At 37.0% G+C, this 20,571-nt stretch carries 19 protein-coding genes and 1 pseudogene; 12 read left to right on the top strand and 8 right to left on the bottom strand.

The annotated features are described in order from the left end of the window. Positions 1 to 2 precede the first annotated feature (2 nt). Both C0Q33_RS01955 and C0Q33_RS01950 read left to right on the top strand, forming a co-directional pair. Positions 3 to 1,163, top strand: coding sequence for a class I tRNA ligase family protein (locus C0Q33_RS01955; protein ID WP_101476919.1), 1,161 nt, complete (start codon positions 3 to 5; stop codon positions 1,161 to 1,163). Then, positions 1,163 to 1,861, top strand: a complete 699-nt coding sequence (locus tag C0Q33_RS01950; protein ID WP_101476918.1) for a GNAT family N-acetyltransferase — start codon at positions 1,163 to 1,165, stop codon at positions 1,859 to 1,861. Before C0Q33_RS01955 ends, C0Q33_RS01950 begins: the two co-directional genes overlap by 1 nt. On the opposite strand, the gene C0Q33_RS01945 is transcribed toward C0Q33_RS01950, so the two are convergent. Continuing rightward, the gene (locus tag C0Q33_RS01945; RefSeq protein WP_101476917.1) at positions 1,854 to 2,792 is read right to left on the bottom strand and encodes a deoxyhypusine synthase; all 939 of its coding nucleotides are present in this window, start codon (positions 2,790 to 2,792) and stop codon (positions 1,854 to 1,856) included. The two genes, C0Q33_RS01950 and C0Q33_RS01945, sit on opposite strands and share 8 nt — an antisense overlap. A gap of 87 nt (positions 2,793 to 2,879) precedes the next feature. Between C0Q33_RS01945 and C0Q33_RS01940 the strand changes: the two genes are divergently transcribed. Further along, on the top strand, positions 2,880 to 3,947 hold the full coding sequence (locus C0Q33_RS01940; protein WP_101476916.1) for an inositol-3-phosphate synthase: 1,068 nt from the start codon (positions 2,880 to 2,882) through the stop codon (positions 3,945 to 3,947). An 82-nt stretch (positions 3,948 to 4,029) separates the two neighbouring features. Beyond that, positions 4,030 to 7,554 (top strand): chromosome segregation SMC family protein, encoded by a 3,525-nt coding sequence (locus C0Q33_RS01935; protein WP_101476915.1) that lies wholly within the window; start codon positions 4,030 to 4,032, stop codon positions 7,552 to 7,554. Here the strand turns inward: C0Q33_RS01935 and C0Q33_RS01930 are convergent. Further along, positions 7,551 to 8,554, bottom strand: a pseudogene (locus C0Q33_RS01930) (oligopeptide/dipeptide ABC transporter ATP-binding protein). The gene C0Q33_RS01935 and the pseudogene C0Q33_RS01930 sit on opposite strands and share 4 nt — an antisense overlap. Before the next feature lie 94 nt (positions 8,555 to 8,648). On the opposite strand from C0Q33_RS01930, the gene C0Q33_RS01925 reads away from it, so the two are divergent. Next, positions 8,649 to 9,584: a hypothetical protein gene (locus C0Q33_RS01925; protein WP_133120979.1), complete on the top strand. Its 936-nt coding sequence runs from the start codon at positions 8,649 to 8,651 to the stop codon at positions 9,582 to 9,584. Between the two features lie 38 nt (positions 9,585 to 9,622). Here C0Q33_RS01925 and C0Q33_RS01920 read toward each other — a convergent pair whose 3' ends face one another. Next, positions 9,623 to 10,558: an ABC transporter ATP-binding protein gene (locus tag C0Q33_RS01920; protein WP_101476913.1), complete on the bottom strand. Its 936-nt coding sequence runs from the start codon at positions 10,556 to 10,558 to the stop codon at positions 9,623 to 9,625. A 168-nt stretch (positions 10,559 to 10,726) separates the two neighbouring features. Between C0Q33_RS01920 and C0Q33_RS01915 the strand changes: the two genes are divergently transcribed. From C0Q33_RS01915 to C0Q33_RS01890, 6 genes are all read left to right on the top strand, one after another. Beyond that, a complete protein-coding gene (locus tag C0Q33_RS01915; protein ID WP_101476912.1) occupies positions 10,727 to 11,056 on the top strand; it encodes a hypothetical protein in 330 nt (109 codons plus the stop codon). Positions 11,057 to 11,113: 57 nt separating this feature from the next. After that, positions 11,114 to 11,623, top strand: a complete 510-nt coding sequence (locus tag C0Q33_RS01910; RefSeq protein WP_101476911.1) for a transcription elongation factor NusA — start codon at positions 11,114 to 11,116, stop codon at positions 11,621 to 11,623. Between the two features lie 10 nt (positions 11,624 to 11,633). Then, complete coding sequence (gene aspS, locus C0Q33_RS01905; RefSeq protein WP_101476910.1) at positions 11,634 to 12,923, top strand: aspartate--tRNA(Asn) ligase; 1,290 nt, start codon at positions 11,634 to 11,636, stop codon at positions 12,921 to 12,923. 181 nt (positions 12,924 to 13,104) lie between these two features. Beyond that, positions 13,105 to 13,461, top strand: a complete 357-nt coding sequence (locus C0Q33_RS01900) for an ArsR/SmtB family transcription factor (RefSeq protein ID WP_101476909.1) — start codon at positions 13,105 to 13,107, stop codon at positions 13,459 to 13,461. Then, complete coding sequence (locus C0Q33_RS01895; RefSeq protein WP_101476908.1) at positions 13,448 to 13,951, top strand: SRPBCC family protein; 504 nt, start codon at positions 13,448 to 13,450, stop codon at positions 13,949 to 13,951. The genes C0Q33_RS01900 and C0Q33_RS01895 overlap by 14 nt, the downstream gene beginning before the upstream one ends. Before the next feature lie 68 nt (positions 13,952 to 14,019). After that, a complete protein-coding gene (locus C0Q33_RS01890; RefSeq protein WP_245867285.1) occupies positions 14,020 to 14,361 on the top strand; it encodes a hypothetical protein in 342 nt (113 codons plus the stop codon). Here C0Q33_RS01890 and C0Q33_RS01885 read toward each other — a convergent pair. The 4 genes from C0Q33_RS01885 to ilvB are packed head-to-tail and all read right to left on the bottom strand — an operon-like array spanning position 14,354 to position 19,073. Then, positions 14,354 to 15,370, bottom strand: a complete 1,017-nt coding sequence (locus tag C0Q33_RS01885) for an isocitrate/isopropylmalate dehydrogenase family protein (RefSeq protein ID WP_101476906.1) — start codon at positions 15,368 to 15,370, stop codon at positions 14,354 to 14,356. The genes C0Q33_RS01890 and C0Q33_RS01885 overlap by 8 nt on opposite strands. Beyond that, positions 15,371 to 16,894, bottom strand: coding sequence for a 2-isopropylmalate synthase (locus C0Q33_RS01880; RefSeq protein ID WP_101476905.1), 1,524 nt, complete (start codon positions 16,892 to 16,894; stop codon positions 15,371 to 15,373). After that, the gene (gene ilvN, locus C0Q33_RS01875) at positions 16,884 to 17,375 is read right to left on the bottom strand and encodes an acetolactate synthase small subunit (protein ID WP_101476904.1); all 492 of its coding nucleotides are present in this window, start codon (positions 17,373 to 17,375) and stop codon (positions 16,884 to 16,886) included. Before ilvN ends, C0Q33_RS01880 begins: the two co-directional genes overlap by 11 nt. A 9-nt stretch (positions 17,376 to 17,384) precedes the next feature. Next, positions 17,385 to 19,073, bottom strand: coding sequence for a biosynthetic-type acetolactate synthase large subunit (gene ilvB, locus C0Q33_RS01870; protein ID WP_101476903.1), 1,689 nt, complete (start codon positions 19,071 to 19,073; stop codon positions 17,385 to 17,387). A 237-nt stretch (positions 19,074 to 19,310) separates the two neighbouring features. On the opposite strand from ilvB, the gene C0Q33_RS01865 reads away from it, so the two are divergent. After that, positions 19,311 to 19,715, top strand: a complete 405-nt coding sequence (locus tag C0Q33_RS01865; protein WP_245867284.1) for a Cif family virulence factor — start codon at positions 19,311 to 19,313, stop codon at positions 19,713 to 19,715. Positions 19,716 to 19,719: 4 nt separating this feature from the next. On the opposite strand, the gene lsrF is transcribed toward C0Q33_RS01865, so the two are convergent. Continuing rightward, on the bottom strand, positions 19,720 to 20,556 hold the full coding sequence (lsrF, locus tag C0Q33_RS01860) for a 3-hydroxy-5-phosphonooxypentane-2,4-dione thiolase (RefSeq protein WP_101476901.1): 837 nt from the start codon (positions 20,554 to 20,556) through the stop codon (positions 19,720 to 19,722). Positions 20,557 to 20,571: the final 15 nt, after the last annotated feature.

Raw genomic sequence — 20,571 nt, 5'->3', positions numbered from 1 at the left:
AAATGTTCAAACTTTTTAATTCTTTTTCATCATCTATAGAAGACTTTGTCCCATTTGAAAAAAATCTTGTTAAAGTATTCATCTGTGGTCCAACCGTTTATGATTATACTCATTTGGGCCATGCTAGGATATTTTTAACATATGATCTTCTAGCTAGATGCTTAAATGATCAGGGTCTTGAAACTGATATTCTTGTAAACATGACAGATATCAACCAAAATGTCTTTAACAAAGCCAAAGAAAATTCTACAACCTACCAAGATATTGCTAAATTTTATGCAACTGCATTTGTAAATGATCTTGAAACACTGCACATACAAAGTATCAATAGGCTTGCATATGTTTCAGACTATGTATCAAATATGGAAAAACAAATTCATACATTGATTCAAAAACAAGTTGCTTACATGGCACATGGTAATGTCTATCTTGATATTTCCAAAGTGAAAAACTATGGTAAGATTTCACATCAGACAAAAGAACAATTAAGTCTGCACCGATTAGATATTGGACCTGGAAAGAAAAATCCTGAAGATATAATGCTGTGGAATTGTACTGATGACTTTGATTTCTCATGGAAAAGTGAACTTGGAGAGGGTATTCCGTGGTGGCACATGCAGGATACTGCTGTAGCAATGGAGAATTTTGGTAAGAATTATGACATTCATGGAGGCGCAAGGGAACTCTTGTATCCTCATCATGAAGCACATCTTGCACAGTACCAACTTCTCTCTGGCTCTGACGTTCCTGTTAAAACATGGGTACATGTGGGTCTTGTTTTATCTGGAGGAGAAAAGATGTCAAAATCTCTTGGAAATGTTGTATGGGTCAGGGATTTGATTAAAACGTATGACCAGAATCTCATACGGCTGTACATTTTTTCAAAACATTATCGCGACGACATTGATTTTTCTGAAAAAGATCTATTGGCAAAAAAACCACTAATGGATTTAATCCAATTGGCAAAATCCAGAGTATCTGATAATACCAATGAAGATATTTCTAAACTAATTCACAATTTCATACAATCATTACATGATGATCTAGATACTCCGATGGCTCTTGATACACTAGAAAAAATCTGTATTGAAGTAAAAAATGGAAAGGGCATAAATCAAAATGATTTTAATCGCATCTGTGAAATACTTGGAATCATACCGTGATGCAAAAAACAGAATCAAACGATAATGGTTTTTCAGAAATATGGAGCGTCCCAAGTCAATTGGAATGTGGTACTCTATTTTTAAATCCAAAACTTGCAGGTGATCTTTTTTTTAACAAGTTGACAAATGTGACATGTATAAGCGAAAAAATGATTATGGAATCAATGAAACAATTTCAAAAAAACCATTCTGTGCCATATGTCTACTCTCAAAACTATCCAGAACTTGAGATCTTTCTCAAAAGTAAGGGATTTGTATATCATGATACTCAACACGTGTTAAAAAAAAGAACACTGCCATCAAAGAAACCTAATGCAATCAAGATCACACATGATACTATTTCTTTATGGACTGGGATTTTCTGTGAATCTTATGATTGTAGAGAGTGGGCAGAACCCGTAAGTTCTATATTGAAAAATTCTATTTCCTTGGCAGAGTATTATGTGGATGAATCCAGCAGTTCATGCATGGTTTTATATGAAAAAAACTCTATCTTGGGACTTTATTGTCTGGGAACTGTACCGTCTAGGCGAAAACAAGGCTCTGCTACATCTTTGATTGACTTTGCATTACATGAGGTACACTCTAGAAACTTGGAATTTCTAATGCTTGAAACCTTTGAGAGGGATAATCTGTCGAAATTTTATTCTAATTTAGGGTTTGAGAGTATTTACCAAAAAAACATCTATACTATTTGATTCTAGCAAGTAGTGCCGAATATAGAAAAGGTAGAATCGTTGTTGCCTCTGCATGTATTGTAGTCTGTTTTGCATTCTTTGTAACTTTTCCCCACGATATTGCCTCTCTGACAAGTGCTCCACTCAAGCTACCGTCAAACTCTTGAGCAGTTGTGATATACACTGCATAGTCGAGACCTTCTCTATATTGATTCCACCACAAAGTGTGGTGTTTTGATATTCCACCGCCTATCATCAGCGCCCCAGATTTTTTTGCCTTGAAGATTAATCCTGATAATAAATCTCCATCAGCTAAAATATTTAATTTAAAATCTGCATGAATTTGTGAAAACATCCAGATTTGACTTCCTACTGCCCCATCCATTATTCCTGGAACTATGACGGGAATGTTATTTTTGTTGGCCCAATAAAGAAATGAATCTTCTCCCAGTTGTTCTCCAATCATTTTTGTTATATCTCTAGTTGACATCTCTCTCTTACCATCTTTGTATGCTTGTTGAAGAAAGTTTTGCATTTTTTCTTCAATCAATGGACCATAACTTTTCATCGGGACTAGAATATTTCCTAATCTGTGAATCTCTTTTTCCATGAGCTCGCTGTCATCCATTGTAAATGAACCTTCTAGATAATTGGAATAATGTCTAGCTATATCGTGGTCCAAAGCTCCACAGGTTGTAATTATGACATCACACATTCTGTTTTTTACCATGTCTGTAATTACTCCTCTCAGACCTGTTGATACTATTGCACCAACAAATGACATGAACTTTAGACAGTTTTTATCTTCTATCATTGAAGTTAAAATGTTGAGACCATCAACAAGATTTTTTGATTCAAACCCACCTGATTTTGCCATCTGATCAAATATTGTATCAATGGTATCTCCTTTTTTGATACGAATATCTTTGACAGGCTTGCCGGGCTTTATCATGATTCAATAAATCAATTCTGGGCTATAAAATCCTCTGTTCAGAATCACAAGTAATTAATATAATGGATTATTTGCTATCTATCGAAGTTGGGTAAGAAAATCAAAATTGCAATAGCAGGTATGGGAAACTGTGCTTCTGCAATTATTCAAGGCACAAAATATTATTCAGAAAACACTCATGATACAATAGGTTTGACTGCCTATAACCTGGGCGGATATGAACCAGGGGATATTGAAGTCGTGGCAGCATTCGATGTTGCAGATACCAAAGTAGGAAAAGATGTATCTGAAGCAATCTATGCAAAACCAAATAATACTATCACTATAGCCGAAGTGCCCCACATGGGCGTAACTGTTCAAAAAGGTCCTACCTTTGATGGTCTAGGTAGACACTTGAGCCAAATTGTTACCAATTCTTCAGAGCCAGATGTTAACGTCAAAAAGGTTCTTCAAGACACAGGTGCCGAGATGCTTGTAAATTATCTTCCTGTTGGAAGCACTAATGCAGTAAGACATTATGCAAGTCAAGCACTAGAGGCAGGAATAGGATTTCTTAATGCAATTCCAGTGTTTATTGCATCTGAGCCAAAATGGCAACAGGCTTATGCTGACAAAAAGATCCCACTTGCAGGTGACGATGTAATGAGCCAGCTTGGAGCCACGGTTGTTCATAAGACACTTGTTAAACTCTTTGTAGATAGAGGTGTACAGATTGATGGAACTTATCAGCTAAACATTGGAGGCGACATGGATTTCTATAACATGCTAGACGAAGAGAGACTAGAAGATAAAAGAATCAGTAAGACAAGCGCAGTAAAGGCAATGGCAGATTATGATATCCCGATGAGAATAGGTCCTAGTGATTATGTTGATTTCATAGACAATGAGAAAATATGCTACATAAACTTGGAAGGAAAATATTTTGGCAAGATCCCAGTCAAATTGGATTTAAAACTCAAAGTAATTGATGCCTATAACAGTGCGGGAATAATGATCGATGCAATCCGAGGACTAAAGATTGCACTAGACAGAAAACTATCCGGTCCAATGACAAGTATATCCTCTTATTGCTTCAAACATCCTCCTATTCAGATGCCATATGCCGAAGCAAAGAAAGCTTTTGCAGAATTTGTAGAAGGCAAACGAGACAGTTAGATCTCACATTATAATTTTTATTCAGCAGCTCAATGAAACTTGGCAATAATCTGTTATTTCAGCTCAAACGCTATCGGATGCATTGGTCCATATACGCAAGCTAGAGATATTTGGCTTCAAGTCCTTTGGATATAAGAATACCATAGTTAATTTTGAACAAGGATTAGTTGCAATATCTGGAGCAAACGGTTCTGGCAAGAGTAACATACTTGATGCCATCTCGTTTTCTCTTGGTGAAAACTCTCCTAAGATAATGAGAGTGGACAAGCTTCGTTCATTACTACATGATGTTGATAATGCAAAGCACGGTGCCAAGATAGCACGTGTGAGCTGCCATTTTGATAATACCGACAGAAAGATTCCTGTAGACTCGAATGCTGTAATCATAACTAGGGAAATGGACGAAAATGGAGAGAATGTTTACTATTTAAACCAAAAAAAGGTGCTACGAAACCATGTCTTGGATATTCTCGAGGTGGCAAATTGTGGCATTCATAAACTCAACATTGTACAGCAGGGAACTATCACTAGAATCTCTGAATTTAATGCTGAAGAAAGAAGGAAAATAATAGAGGATATTATAGGACTGGCATATTTTGACGAAAAAAAGACAGAATCACTAAAACAACTCGATGAGGCAGATAGAAGACTTGAGATTGCCCTTGCTAGAATGGATGAGATCAAAAAACGCATCGATGAGCTAGAAGAAGAAAGAAATGACCAACTCAGATTTGATGTTATCGATAAAGAGCTAAAAAGACTATACGCGATTCAATCTTCAAATAAACTACGAGACATTGAAACGGCAAAAATTTCAAAGGAGAGAAATCTTCACGCCATCCAATCTGAATCCAAGAAACTTGATGAACAACGTACACAACTGCGTGATGAAATAAAAAAACTTGAAGAAGAAAAACAAAAGTTCATGGACGAAGTAAATGTGTACAATCAAGCAAAGGCCACAATTGACTCTGAACTTGCATCTGCAATGCATCAATTTGAATCTGCAAACAGCAAGCTTGCCACTAATGCAAGAAGGCTTTCACAGATTGATTCTAGATTGCCTGAAATTCAATCTGATCTTACAGCATTAAATGAACGACGCACTATATTGGAAAATCAAATAATTGAACTAAAAAATTCGATCGCTACAATTAACGAAACAAGAAAGACTACAAATGTTGAACTTACTTCGGTAGACTCTGAAATCAACCAAGTGTTAAAGCAACAATCACAGATTGCAACAAACAAAATGCGCGTTGATGAAAAAATAAGAAGTCTTTCAGACCAATTAAACGAAACAAAGCTTTCTTTATCAAAACTAGAACAAGAAAGCGATGATATTAAAAATAAAATAGAACAAAACTCATCTAGAATAAAATCCATACTTGATGAGAAGGATAATCTCTTGGGTCTTGAGAGAAGACTTCATCAAGTAAGGACCGGTCATGAGGCAGCAATCAATGATCTAAAATCAAGACTTGGGAATCTACGCGAGAGACGTGTCAAGATAGAGAAAGATATCGAGGAGACAACACTGATCTTTGAAAAAGCAAGCAAGGCTGCTGCACAATATGAAGCAAAGATCAAAGTTGTAAAAGAAGTAATGCACGAAGATTATTCTATAGCAAAACTCAAAGAAGATTCAAAACGACTTGGAATACAAGGCCTAGTCTTTGAGATTCTAACGTGGGATAAACAATATGAACGTCCACTATTAGCAGTTGGTTCTGATTGGCTCAAGGGATTGGTTGTAAATGATTTTGCTACTTTACTTGGACTAGCTGAATTTGCACAAGAGAAAAAATTACCAAAGATTAGGATAATACCACTTGACGCAATATCAAACTCTAAAATTTCAATCACTAAAGAACCCGGTGTACTTGGAGTGTTATCTGAATTTGTACAGTGTGAGGAAAAGTTTGACTCACTTAAGAACTTCATTTTTGGAAACATTATACTGGTGGATTCAAAGGAGAAAGCATACGAGTTGTCAAAGAAGGGTTATAGATCAGTAACTACTGACGGACAATTCTTTGAAGCTGACGCAAATGCTGTTGTAATTGATGTAAACTCTAAAGTATCACACCTGACAAAAATAATTCTGTTAAGTACCTCTGTAGACGGACTGGTTGAATCTATTGAATTATTGAGAAGATTTATTCAAAATAAAAAGGCACAGCTAAAAAAACTTGAAGGAATTATGGACCGCCTTGATAACCGATACAACTCATCTGAGACTGGGTTTACAAATGTCAGCCTTGGTCTTTCTGACATAAAGATAAAATTGAAAACGCTAAACATGTCTGAAGAGCAACACACCTCAAGGATCTCTCAATTACGAAGAAGGGAAGAGAGCATCTTGGTTAATTTATCCAAATTACAGTCATACGAGTCATCTCTTGAAGAACGCATCTCTCTTACTAATGAAAATTATGCCGATGAGGGCCAGACTAGGGTAGCAAGTCTACTCTCAACGCTAAATGAAAAGCGCTCTAATCTTCTGAGTTCTCATAGTGCCATCTCGACTCAGTTTAGAGAGTTGACTGGTAATTTGACCAACCTGGGAAATGAAGAAAATTCATTCAAAGCAAATGTGAGGCTTTTGACTCAAGAACAGTCCTCAATAAATCATGAAAAATATGATATCGAAGTCCAGTCAAGGGCACTTGCAAAAGAGAAAGAAAGTGTTGATTCCTTACTTGTTACTTTGAGAGAAAAAGAACAACAATTGATATCCACTTCTGGAACGTCCGTATCCACGCTAAAAGAATATGATTCTAAACTAAAAGGACTGTATGAATCTGAAAGGACTTTGAGTAAAGAAGTAAACGGCATGGAGCGACAATCTGATTCTATATCGCGTGATATTCAGGATCTGGCAGAAAATGAAAGCCGAATCAGAAAGACATTGGAATCCTATGGATATGACACACTTTTGGAGTCCTTTGACGTTGATCAAATTCTTATTGAATTAGAGTCAGAGAAGAGAAAACTGTCGGGCTCTCTGAATACTAGGGCTCCTGAAACATATGTGGAAATCTCAAACGGGTATCGTTCCATGTCTTCAAGAAAGAATGAACTTGAAGAAGAAAGAAACTCTATAGTGAAATTCATTGAAGAGATTGACAAGGGCAAACGTCAGACATTCTTGGAATCATATGATAAAGTAGACAAGGATATCCGTGAAATATTTAGCAAAATGACAGGAGGTAATGCATGGCTTGAGATTCAAAATGAAGATGACATATTTTCATCAGGCATATCATATCTTGTACAATTTCCAAATAAACCAAAAAGAGAATCTACATCAATTAGTGGTGGAGAAAAAACACTTGCTGCAATTACCTTTTTGTTAGCCCTTCAAAAACTAAAACCGTCTCCCTTCTATCTTTTAGACGAAGTTGATGCACACCTTGATGCATTAAACACTGAACGACTTTCTACAATACTTGAAGATAGATCAAAAGGAAGTCAGATGATCATGGTTTCACTTAAAGACTCTGTAGTAAAGAAGGCAACTCTCATTTATGGTGTATTTCCAAGAAATGGAGTATCACATGTGGTCTCACATAGAATTTCTAATGTATCTGAAGTAGCAAACTAGTTTATCTTAACAAAGCATGCAACTTGTCGGCCCTCTGAAATTTCTTCAAGTAATGGTTCTTGCTTGCATTTTTCAATGGCATAAGGACACCGAGCTCTGAATCTGCAGCCTTGATACACATCTACATCTATAGGATCATTGATGTGAATCTTTTTGTCCCTCTTTAGATTCTCTGGATCTGGATATGATATTGAATCTATGAGTGCCTGAGTATATGGATGACGTGGGCTTGATAAAATTTCATTGATAGGTCCAATCTCTACAATCTTTCCAAGATATAAAATTGCAATTCTATTGCCAATATAATTTGCAGTAGCCAAGTCATGTGTAATGTACAGAAAAGAAATCTTTAGCTTTTCCTGTAAATTTTTCATAAGTTCTAAAACTCCAATTCTTACTGATACATCAAGCATCGAAACAGGTTCATCAGCAATGACTACTTTTGGTTTTGTTACAATTGCACGAGCTAATGCAACTCTTTGTCTTTGTCCCCCTGATAGCATGTGGGGATATTTTGCCGTAATCTCTTCTACTGGTTCTAGATTTACCTGACTTAGTGCTTGCAAAACTAACTTGTTTCTTTCTTTTTTATTCCCAATGGAGTGTATGTCAAGTGGTTCTTTTACTATGTCTAGAACAGTCATTCTGGGATTGATGGAAGCATATGGATCCTGGTGAACCATCTGACAACCCAATCTAATTTTTCTTAGATGATCCTGTTGATTTGTAATCTCTTGGCCCTCAAAATTTACGGTTCCTGAATCTGGTTCTATTGCTCGTAATATCATACGGGCGATCGTAGTCTTGCCCGAACCTGATTCGCCTGCCAATACCAACGTCTCACCATTTTTTATCGAAAATGTGCCAATACCAACGTCTCACCATTTTTTATCGAAAATGAGATTCCATCGGCTACTCTTGTGATATCTTTACTTACTCCCGATGATCCTTTTTTTGTAAAGTATTTTTTTAAATTATTGACTGAAAGGATCTCTTCCATTGGTATTTGTTGTGATTGGAAATATATCAAGCGATCACTGGCTGAAAATCTATCCATCGCAAAGTTTTAAAAGGCTCAATATATGAGAGATTTCGTGAACTACAAATTATTGACAGTCATAATGATTACCGGATTCTTATTTAGCTCAGGTTCCTCATACTTGAACCAATTTGTCTTTGCAGATGATCCCCAGTCTGATATTACTGCAAGGATGCAAACATCAGAACAAAAGGCTATTGAAAAGTACAACACATACTATCAATTTGCTAATATGGATGCAGCAAAGAGAAACTGGACTGGACTTAACAGCACTACAACTGATGAAACAAGCAGAGGTAGAAATATTGATGCCGCAGCACAAGTTTCACTACAAAATGCAGTAGCACAATTTAATGACATACATGTTAGACAGTTACAATATGATACTTCTACTGGTTATGCTAATCTGACAAGTACACTAACTGATTCTCAAGGTAGGGATAGAAATGCTATGATTGATAGTGCTACCGCATCATCTCTTGTGCAAGCAAATGATGTTTTGAGTCAATTAGTAAAGATTCAACAAAATTATGCCAACTTTGCCCCAAGCACTCCAACCGATACAGCTGCCACTTATGATAGACAAACCATGATTGGACAGAATTCCCAAACTGCTGAAGCACAAGCAGCATCACTAGTTAGCCAACTTGCAAAGATTGATCAAGTGTATCTTGATCTTACTCCGTATGTTGGTACCAATATTCCATTTACATACAAGCCTGGCTCAATAACCTCTGAGATGAATCATGGTGGCAGAAATCTACCTCCACAAGCGGCTTATTCACTTGAAAAGGCTATAATGATATTCAACCAGATTCATCAGGCGACTATCAACTCCTTGAAATCAAACTACTATGGTTTGACAAGTACCCCAACTAATTCTCAAGGTAGAGATAGAAATACTATGATTGCTCAAGCCCAAAGCGATTCTTTGACCAACGCATTACGAGTGTACAACTCCTACTATAATGGCGTAGGTCTTAACAAGTAAAACTAAAATTCTGTTTTAAAAAATATTTTAGAAATTATTTATTCATATAACCAGCACATCACAAAACCTGATGAAGTCATAACTTTGGGAGGTTCTTTCTTGCATTTTTCCATTGCCTGTGGACATCTATCATAAAATCTACAACCGCTTGGGAGGTTTGTCATACTGGGTGGACTGCCCTTTAGTGATGTGATTTTTGTTGTATTGTTTAGACTGGGAATTGAATTCAATAGGGCAAAAGTATAGGGGTGCTTTGGATTTTTATAAATGTCTGATAGCAGGCCAAACTCTACAATCTGACCTGCGTACATGATGCCTATTTTTTCTGCAATTTCGGAAATTATTCCCAAGTCATGAGAAATTAACATGATTCCTAGTCCGCTTTTTTTGAGATTTTTTAATAATGTCATAATCTGTGCTTGAACCAACACATCTAATGCTGTGGTAGGTTCATCCGCAATCACCATTTTTGGTTTTAAAATTAGAGCCATTGCAATTACAACTCGCTGCTTCATACCGCCGCTTATCTCATGTGGATATTTGTCTAAAACTGAACGTGGTAATCCAACTGAAGATATTGCAGACTCTATTACTTGTTTGTAATCTTCATGAAAATCATGCTTTTTTAGAATTTCCTCAAATTGTTTTTTAATGGTAAAGACCGGATCTAGAGAATTCATTGCTCCTTGAAAGACCATGGATATCTGCTTCCATCGGATATTTTTTGTAAACTCTGGATCTGGAATGGCCAAAATTGATTTACCATCAAAAAGAATCTCACCTGACACACTTGCATTTTCCTGAAGTGTTTTCATAATGGCAAGACCAAGTGTACTCTTGCCACAACCACTTTCTCCCGCTATGCCAATTGACTCTTTTTCTTGCAAGGAAAATGATATGTGGTCTATAGCATGTACCTTTTTTCCTTGACTCTGGTATTGAACATCCAGATCATTTACAGACAAAAATACCATATGATTACACTATGGATGAGCGGTACATTTGAGTTTTGTATGTTTCTTAAATATTCCGTGATGGACTTGACAGGAATGAATGTTCTGTCTATAATTTGACAAAACTATCAATCATAATCTAAAAATAGATCTAAAATCAATCACAAAAAACAGAATATTGACTAATAGATGAAATACAAAACACTTGAGAGCCTACCTTTTTCTGATATTGATCTGGATCTGTGCTGGTCATACGATAAAGAAACCAGTAATGAAGAAAATTTTATTTTTAGTGTATTGGCACCATATGACCAAATACCTGCAGTATTAATAGAAAATACTGATGGGCGATTCAGTTTACAGTTCAAGAAAGAAAATTCCATCATAAAATTAAACAATAATCGATTATGGTATAGTAGGCACGACTTAACTTCCATATTGAAGTTATCCTCTACAAAAGAAGCCCATCACCCGAAATGTAACACGATAAAGAAAAATACCGATCACCCTTCAACTTGACAGAACCTAATTTCGAATAGTTTATCTTTCAGTTTTACAGGCAAAAAATCGATTTCCATGAGAACGCCAATTTGTAATTTTGATGCAATGAATGGCATACTGTGTCCTCAATGTGAATCTAAATTAGATCAAGGCGTACTGACCAAGGCGGATGTAGATGCTTCTATGAAACTAGTAAAACTTTCTCAAAAGATACCACAAATAGAAAAATTCACCTTAAATTCATGTCGTGAATCAAACGGTGATTTTGTAATATATCTTGGTAGCCAGGATATTATGACGATTAGGCAAAGTAGGGAGCTTTATCGTATACTTCAAGGTGAATTTTCAGGAAAAATCTGGCTTGTTCACCAAGACTCTGATGACAAGAAATTCATTGAAGACGTATTCTTTCCAATCAAAATACTTGCAATAAACCAAGTTTGGGCCCTTGGCGGTCTTAGAAAAACCAAAGTCATAGTGTCTGGAAAAAAGACATCAAAATTTCCAATAGATGTAAACCAGGTGATTGCAATTGTGCACGATCTTCGAAAGATAGAACTAGTAGTGGAATTTGAAAGAAAGTAGGCTAGATTTAATGGATATCACAAAAACTCACAACATAGGAGCACTTGGACCTTCAATGAAGGGTCAAAAAGTCATAGTTGCAGGTTGGGTGGAAGATTTACGAGAATTAGGAAAACTCACATTTCTTACTTTGAGGGATATCACGGGCGTATCACAGATTGTAGTTGCGGGTCCGGAAAATCTACAACAAGTCAAAGATCTTAGCCGACAAAGCGTGGTAAGAATTGCTGGTGCGGTACAGGAATCAAAAGCGCGAGATTTTGCATATGAAATAAAGGCTGAAAAAATTGAGATTCTATCAAGGGCTATACATCCTCTACCAATAGATCCACTTGGTAGGCTAGAAAGTGGGATTGATAATAGATTAAACGCACGAGCGCTTGATCTTCGTAACCAAAAAACTGCATCCATCTTTAAGATACGACATCATGTTCTTCTTTCTATTCGCAAGATGCTTACTGAACTTGGTTTTCTTGAAGTAAACACTCCGAAAATTATTGGAAGCGCAAGTGAAGGTGGAGCTAATTTATTTTCTTTAAAATATTTTGACAAGCAGGCATATCTTGCACAGAGCCCACAACTTTACAAAGAGCAACTAACACTTGGCCTTGAGAGAATATTTGAAATATCTTCTTTTTATCGAGCTGAAAAATCTCATACTGTAAGACACTTGACTGAATTTACCAGTGTTGACATTGAATCTGCATTTATGGATTATACTGATGTCATGGATATTTTGGAAAAACTAGTTGTATCTGTTTTTGAATATGTAGAAAAAAACTGTATTGAAGAGCAAAAGAATTTAGGAATTGAAATTAGAAAACCAAATGCCCCTTTTGATAGGGTAACATACCGGCAAGCAATCGAAGAGCTTGGAAAACAAGGACTTGCTCTTGTATTTGGAGACGATTTACTTGATTCTCATCTAAGAAAACTTGGTGAGATTCATCCTGGATTTTACTTTTTGACTGATTGGCCACTTAAACTAAAGCCGTTTTACATCCATGAAAAAGAAGACGACCCTACAACTTCAAAATCATTTGACCTGCAATTTGGATATCTTGAATTGTCATCTGGAGGTAGAAGACTACATGACCCTGCCAAGATAAAATCTAGACTGATAGAACAAGGACTAGATCCGGTACAATTTGAAGACCATTTGAGAGCATTTGATTGGGGAATGCCGCCTCATTCTGGTTGGGGATTGGGTTTGGATAGGCTGATGGCTGTTTTAACCCAGATTGATAATGTTAGAGAGGTTGTACTATACCCCCGTGATCCTGAAAGACTATTTCCATAAAAAACGAAATCTAAGACAGTCTGGGCATTCTTGTAAAATCATCTTATGATAATTATCCTGATCTTTTATTTCTAACCAAAATACTTTGAATTTAACGAAGATCATGAAATATTTTTCCAAATCTAAAGCATAAAATTTATATTCCTATACAGGAATATTCCTGTAGAGGAATATTAAGATCTTGAAATCTACTCTACGTACATTAAGTGTGCTAGCAGAACCTAATCGTTTACATATTGTTGAACTTTTGCGTGATGGACCACGACCCGTTGGAGAGATTGTCAATATACTCCGACTACGCCAACCACAAGTCTCCAAACATCTACACGTGCTAAGTAAAGCTGGATTAGTCGAGATGCATCCAGTTGCACAGCAACGGATTTACAAACTTCGTCCTGAACCGCTCAAAGAGTTAAACATTTGGCTGGAGTCATATCGTAGTACTTGGAACAAGAGATTGGATAGGTTGGATGATTATCTTATCAAACTACAAGAGGATGAAATGAAACAGAGAGGAAAGAAATATGAAAGAAAATAGTGCCAACACAGGAACATCGGATCGAGAACTTGTCATCACAAGAATATTTGATGCACCACGTGAGCTTGTGTTCAAGGCTTGGACTGATCCAAAACTCATAGAGAAATGGTGGGGTCCAAGAGGTGTTACAAATCCTATTTGTAAACTAGATGCTAGACCTGGTGGCGCTATTCATATTGTCATGTTGGCAGGTAAAGACCTAGGCGATCTAGAAGGACAAGAGTGGCCCATGAAAGGAACCTTCGACGAAGTCATTCCGCCCCAGCGCATTGTCTTCACTTCTTCGGCAATAAAGGATGAAAATGGTAATCCACAACTTGAGCAAAAAGTTACAATAATGCTTGAGGATTTAGAAGGAAAGACGAAAATGACACTGCATATAGTAGTGACCAAGGCAGGTCCAGGAACGGAAGGACCACTTTCTGGAATGAAGATGGGCTGGAATCAGAGCATCGATAAGCTTGGTGAAGAGCTAGGAAAACATCGTTAGAACAAAAATATGCTCAACATTCGCTGACCTCCATAAAAAGATAAATTTTGATCAAATCCAGAAGAATTGTGCGACAATGTGATTTTTGTGGTTCTGACTTTGGTGATAGAACATGCTACTTTTGTGATAAACACTGTTGCACTTCATGCATGACTGACGACAGGACTAGGTGCAAACGTTGTTACATTGCAAAAAGAAAACTTGGATGGCGCATTTTTAAAAAAAATAAAGTGTTGTTAGGATTTATTGCATTTGTCTGGGCGTATACTGTATTTCCAGTCCCTTTTATCAAAGGAATCGATCCTACGTTTTACTGGATTTCATTAAGTGTTGCAATAATGATTATGATTCCAATTGGTCTTGCAATGTTCTTTTGGTCAAGAGAGCCGCCTGTATCTGACCTCAAATAATACGTAATACTATGCTCTGTGTGAATTCTTTAGTACTCTTGTTGCCGCCAATGTCTTTTGTCTTTATTCCTTCTTTGACAACTCCATATACTGCATCTTCTATCTTTTTTGCTATATCATAACACGACTTGTCATTGTTTTTCATTCCGAGCCACTCAAACATCATTTTTGCAGACAAGATAAATGAGGATGGATTTGCAACTTGTTTTCCTGCTATGTCAAATGCTGCACCATGAACTGGTTCAAATAACGCAAATTTGTCTCCGATGTTTGCTGCTGGTGCCATTCCTAGTCCGCCTGCAACCTGTGATGCCTCATCTGATAAAATATCTCCAAACAAATTGGTAGTTACTATGACATCAAAAGACTCTGGCTGTCTTATTAGATTCATGGCACATGCATCAACATACATCTGTTCAAATGAAATTTCTGGATAATTCTTTGCTACTTCTTGGCATGACCTTGAGAATAACCCATCTGTCTTTTTCATCACGTTTGATTTGTGGACACAAGTTACCTTTCTCTTCCCATTTCGTTGCTCTGCTGTCATAAATGCATATTTTGCAATTCTTTCTGATGCTCTCTTTGAGATTGTACGTAATGCAATAGATGTCTCTCCAATGTCAAATTCCATTCCTGTGTATAGATCTTCTGTGTTTTCTCTTACTATTACCATGTCTATGTTTTCCTTCAATGCTGGCATGTTTGGATAAGATTTAGCAGGTCTGATGTTTGCATAAAGGTCCAATAATCTTCGCAATACTACAATTACATCTGCAGCACTTTCGCCAACAGGTGCCTTGAGGCATGCATCGGACTTTTTTATTATATCTAATGTCTCATCTGGAAGCGCCTTTCCTGTTTTCTTGAGTGCTGCATCACCTGCTTCTAATTTTGTAATGTCTAACTTTACTCCAAATTTGTCATTTACTGCATTCAAGACCTCGATTACTGATTCTGATAATTCCGGACCTATTCCATCTCCGGTGATAAGTGATATTTTATACATTTACTGTCCCAAGTTTTTTTGTTTGAGAATTTTTTTGAGCATAATTCTGTTTATTCCATCTATAACTGCTTGTACACTTGTAATTACGATATCTTCTCCTACTGATTTTGCAGAGGCTTGGTTTCCATATGCGTCTTCCACTTTAATGGTAACTTCACATAATGCCTCAGAACCTCCAGAGATTGAATCTAACTTGTAATCTTTTACTCTGACTTTGGATATTTCTCCAGTAATTTTCTGGATTGCATTAATTGACGCATCTACTGGACCCACGCCATAGTCTGTACTGATAAAGTCTTTTCCTTCAATGTTTAATTTTACAAATGCATATGGCATATTTCCAATTCCTGTTGATACTGAAAAACCTACGAGGTGGACTAGTCTCTTTAATCCTTGTTGCTGCATTACCTCTCCTGCAATTCCTAAAAGCTCAACATCTGTTACATGTTTTCCTAGGTCTCCAAGCTTTTTGATCTTCTCTAAAATTTCATGCGCCTGTTCTTTTGAAGGTTGGATACCATATTCTTCAAGCATGGCAGAAACTCCATGTGCTCCTGCATGTTTTCCTACTTGGAACCATCTTGTTCTACCCACAAGCTCAGGACTGATTGGTTCATAGGTTAATGGATTGCTCAACACACCATGTGTATGAATTCCTGATTCATGACCAAATGCATTTTCTCCCACGATTGCTTTGTTTGGCTGAACCTGAACTCCTACTATCTTTGAGATAAACCGTGAAGTCTCATAAAGAAGTTTAGTGTTAATATTTGTCTCAAACTTTCTATCCTTGTCCCATTGTAGACATTGTAATCCCATTACTAGTTCTTCTAAAGATGCATTACCTGCCCTCTCTCCTATTCCGTTGATTGTAACATGTGCACATTTTGCACCTGCTTGTATTGCAGATAATGCATTTGCTACAGCTAAACCAAAATCGTTATGGCAGTGAACACTTACTGGTAGGTGCGTTGCCTCAATTGTATCCCTTGTAATTTCAGCAATATATTGTGGAGTGGAATAGCCTACTGTATCTGGTATGTCTAATCTGTCTGCTCCTGCTTCTGTTACCGCTTTGAATACTTTTTTTAGAAATTCTCTATCCGTCCTTGTAGCATCTTCTGCTGAAAATTCAACTTGTAAACCAAGTGACTTGGCGTATTGAACTGCTTCCACTGCTTTTTCTAATGCCTGCTCTCGGGTTAATTTTAGCTTGTACTTGAGATGTATGTCTGAAGTTGCAATGAATGTGTGGATGTACTTTAACCCAACTGCTACAGCTGCATCAATGTCTTTCTTTTCTGTTCGTGCTAGTCCACAAATCTCTGCTTTCAAACCTGCTCCTGTTATGGACTTGATTGCTATCATCTCTCCTTCTGAAATGATTGGAAAACCTGCTTCTATTGCATCAACACCAAGCTCGTCTAATTTTTGTGCTATCACAAGTTTCTGGTCTGGAGTCAAGGCTACACCTGGTGTCTGCTCTCCGTCTCTTAATGTGGTATCAAAAATTCTAACTTTCACTTCTTTCTCCTCTTGCTAATGCACATATTCCAGTTCTTGCCATTTCAAGGATTCCATATCCTCTGACAAGGTCTTCTAGGGCATTAATTCTATCTGGTGTTGCAGTTATCTCTAATATGATAGAAGATTTTCTGACATCATGAACGTCACACTTGAAGGCGTTTGCAAGGTCTGTTATCTCCTTGATGTCAGTTGGTTTTGATACTTTAATCTTCATCATGACAAGTTCTCTGTATATGCTCTTCTTCTCGTCTAATAGTTTTACTTCTATCGTATCAATCAACTTGTCTAGTTGTTTTATTATTTGATTTAGCTGTTTTTCATCTGCCTCTGTAGTAATTGTCATTCTAGAGATTTCGGGATTTTCAGTTATTCCTACAGATATGCTGTCAATGTTATAGTTTCTTGATCGGAACAAGTTTGTAATCTTGAACAAGACACCTGGTTTGTTTTCTACTAGAACGGAAATTATCGACCACATGTTATTTCACTATGATGGTAAGATCATGTCCTTAAGAGATGTTCCGGGTGCCACAAATGGAAAGACGTCTTCTTGTGGATCAATTGGTATGTCTATTACGGTTGTAACGTTACTCTTCAAGGCTGTCTGGACTGCTTTTCCAATTTCATCAATAGTAGTAGCCCTTATTCCCTGTGCGCCATATGCTTCTGCTACTTTGACATAATCTGGACAATTCTTAAGGTCTACTCCTATCATCCTTCTGTCATAAAATGTTCTCTGCCATTGGGCTACCATGCCAAGTGTGAAATTGTTTAACAAGAATACAATAACAGGCAAGTCTTCTAATACTGAAACTGCAAGTGAGTTTTCTGTCATGTTAAAACTTCCTTCTCCTGCAATATCTAAAACTGGAACATCGGGTCTTGCAGCCTTGGCACCTATCGCTGCTGGGAATCCCCACCCCATTGTTCCAAGACCTGTAGAGCTAAAGAATGTGCCTGGATGTATGACATCAAAAAATAATGATGCCCACATCTGATGTTGGCCTACTTCGGTAGTGACAATTGATTGTGCAGGAAGAACCTCTCTTAACTTTTTGAGAACTTTGGAAGCTGCTAATGGATGTGGATGAATCTTGATATTTTCTCTATAGTATTCTTTAGTTTCTCTAACTTTTTTTGCCCATGCGTTTTCACCATTTCGTTTAATGGCCTTTTGGATTAGCATCTTTACCATGATTCTAAGCGATGTCTTTACATCTCCAATTACTGCTACATGTGTAGTCTGATTCTTTCCAATCTCTGCAGGATCTACATCCATGTGTATTATTTTCAAATTTCTCTCAAATTCTTCAAATGTACCAACTGACCTGTCTGAAAATCTGGAACCGCATGCTAGTACACAGTCAGCTTCAGTCATCATCTTATTTGCTTCTGCGTGTCCATGCATTCCAATTGGTCCAAGTGAAAGTGGATGATTTTCTGGAAATGAACCCTTTCCTTTGAAAGTTGTTACAACAGGTATCATGAGTAATTCTGCAATTGATTGAAGTTCTGCAAATGCACTTGAAATTATAACTCCTCCGCCTGCAAGAATAATTGGTCTTTCTGCAGCTAGTAACATATCAGTTGCTCTTTCAATTTCTTTTATGTCAGGATCTACCCATGGATGGTATCCTCTAATTTTAACCTCTGAAGGAAATTGTATCTCTGCTTCATTTTGTTGTACATCTTTTGGAATGTCTATCAAAACAGGACCAGGTCTTCCAGTTGATGCGATATAGAATGCCTTCTTTACTACTTCTGGAATTTCTCCTGGACTCATTGGCTGAAATGCATATTTTACGATAGGGTTTGTAATTCCGATTATATCACTTTCTTGAAATGCATCACGGCCAATCATTTTTGAAGGAACTTGGCCTGTGATTGCAACCATTGGAGCAGAATCTGCCTGAGCTGTTGCAATTCCAGTTACAATATTTGTTGCACCTGGACCTGATGTTGCAAAACATACTCCTGGTCTTCTACTTACTCTACCATAACCGTCTGCCATGTGCGACGCAGATTGTTCATGTCTTACTAGAACATGTCGTATGTTGCTTTTGTAAAGTTCGTCGTATATTGGCAAGTTTGCACCTCCCGGTAGTCCGAAGGCAATATCCACACCCTCTTTTTCCAAAGCGATCATCAAAGCCCTTGCACCTGAAATTTTTTCCATAATTTTCTATCTCCGAAAATTGCTGTGTTTTACAGCATAACCTCGACTAGCAACAAAATACTTGAAATGCTTGTCGAGTCTACTTTTTTCATACTTATCTAATGATTTTCTCTCTAAAATTATTAATAAAGATATTGTCCTAAATCAACCATGTATTGGATATTGCTAGGCACAAATTTAACTTGCATTTATCATGTCATAAGACTTAAAGTAGATTTGTCTTAAGCAATACCGATTTTGAGCGATAAAGACGATATTCTTGATATAATTACGACATTTTTTACTGCTGGAAAGACCAAGAATGTTGCACCGCTAAGCGTCATCCAACTTGATGATTCGAGATTTTCCTCATACAGTGATGTTCCACCATTTGATCTAAAAGACTTTGCAACTACAACCGCATTAGAACAATTGCGATTTGTAAGTATCTCTGATTATGATTTTGAATTAAAAAATACTCGAGTAGACTTGTTTGAGACTTTTGCAGTGGCAACCTTTACTGTAAAACAATCTGGAATGATTGTGGATAATTATAGCTTTAGAGGACAACATCTTACAATGGATAGCAGAGCAACTTTTGTTTTTATGAAAAATCTAAAGTGGAAAATAGTCCACATACATTTGACAAAAATTTCAGATTAAGAATTTATTTTTTTGATTTGTTTTTTTGAGTAGGTTTATTTATTTCAGGTGCTTCATTTTTTATTTTTTTGAAAATTTCATGGGCTTCTTTGACTGTGGCTTTTTGGTGCACTATTGCTCTTACTGCCTTTATCATGGCTACTGGATGATCGTTTTGCCAAATGTTTCGTCCCATGTCAACTCCGGATGCCCCGGCTTGTAATGCATCATGTGTTAGATTAAACACGTCAAGTTCTGTTGCAAGTTTTGGACCTCCTGCAATTATGACTGGCACTGGACATGCTGTTACTACTTTTTCAAAGTTCTCACAATAGTATGTCTTGACTAGATGTGCCCCAAATTCTGCGGCCATTCTACATGCTAATCCCAAATATCTTGCATCACGTTTTTCTAATTCTTTTCCTACTGCTGTGACGGCAAGTACGGGTATTCCATATTCTTCACCTTCATTTACAAGATTGCCTAAACTGACAAGCGATTCATGTTCATGAGGTGCACCGATAAATATTGACATTGCAATGGCAGACACATTTAATCTGATTGCCTCTTTTACTGATGTGGTTATTGTTTCATTTGAAAGATCTTTTCCGATAATACTTGCTCCTCCAGATACTCTGAGCACAACGGGCACTGGAAAATTTGCATCAACGGATGTTCTTAAAACACCTCTTGTAAGCATAAGAGAATCTGCAAAAGGTAATAATGGGGCTATGGTTTTTTTGGGTACTTCTAATCTCTCTGTAGGTCCAAGAAAATATCCGTGGTCTACTGCAAGCATTACACCACGTCTGTTTTGTGGTTTGATTATTTTTGCAAGTCTATTTTTGAGTCCCCAATCCATATCTTCATCGAAAAA

Source organism: Candidatus Nitrosotalea bavarica (assembly GCF_900167955.1).
Classification (GTDB): Archaea; Thermoproteota; Nitrososphaeria; order Nitrososphaerales; family Nitrosopumilaceae; genus Nitrosotalea; species Nitrosotalea bavarica.
Note: the sequence above shows the minus strand (reverse complement) of the source record. Positions and strands in the feature narration are given on the sequence as shown.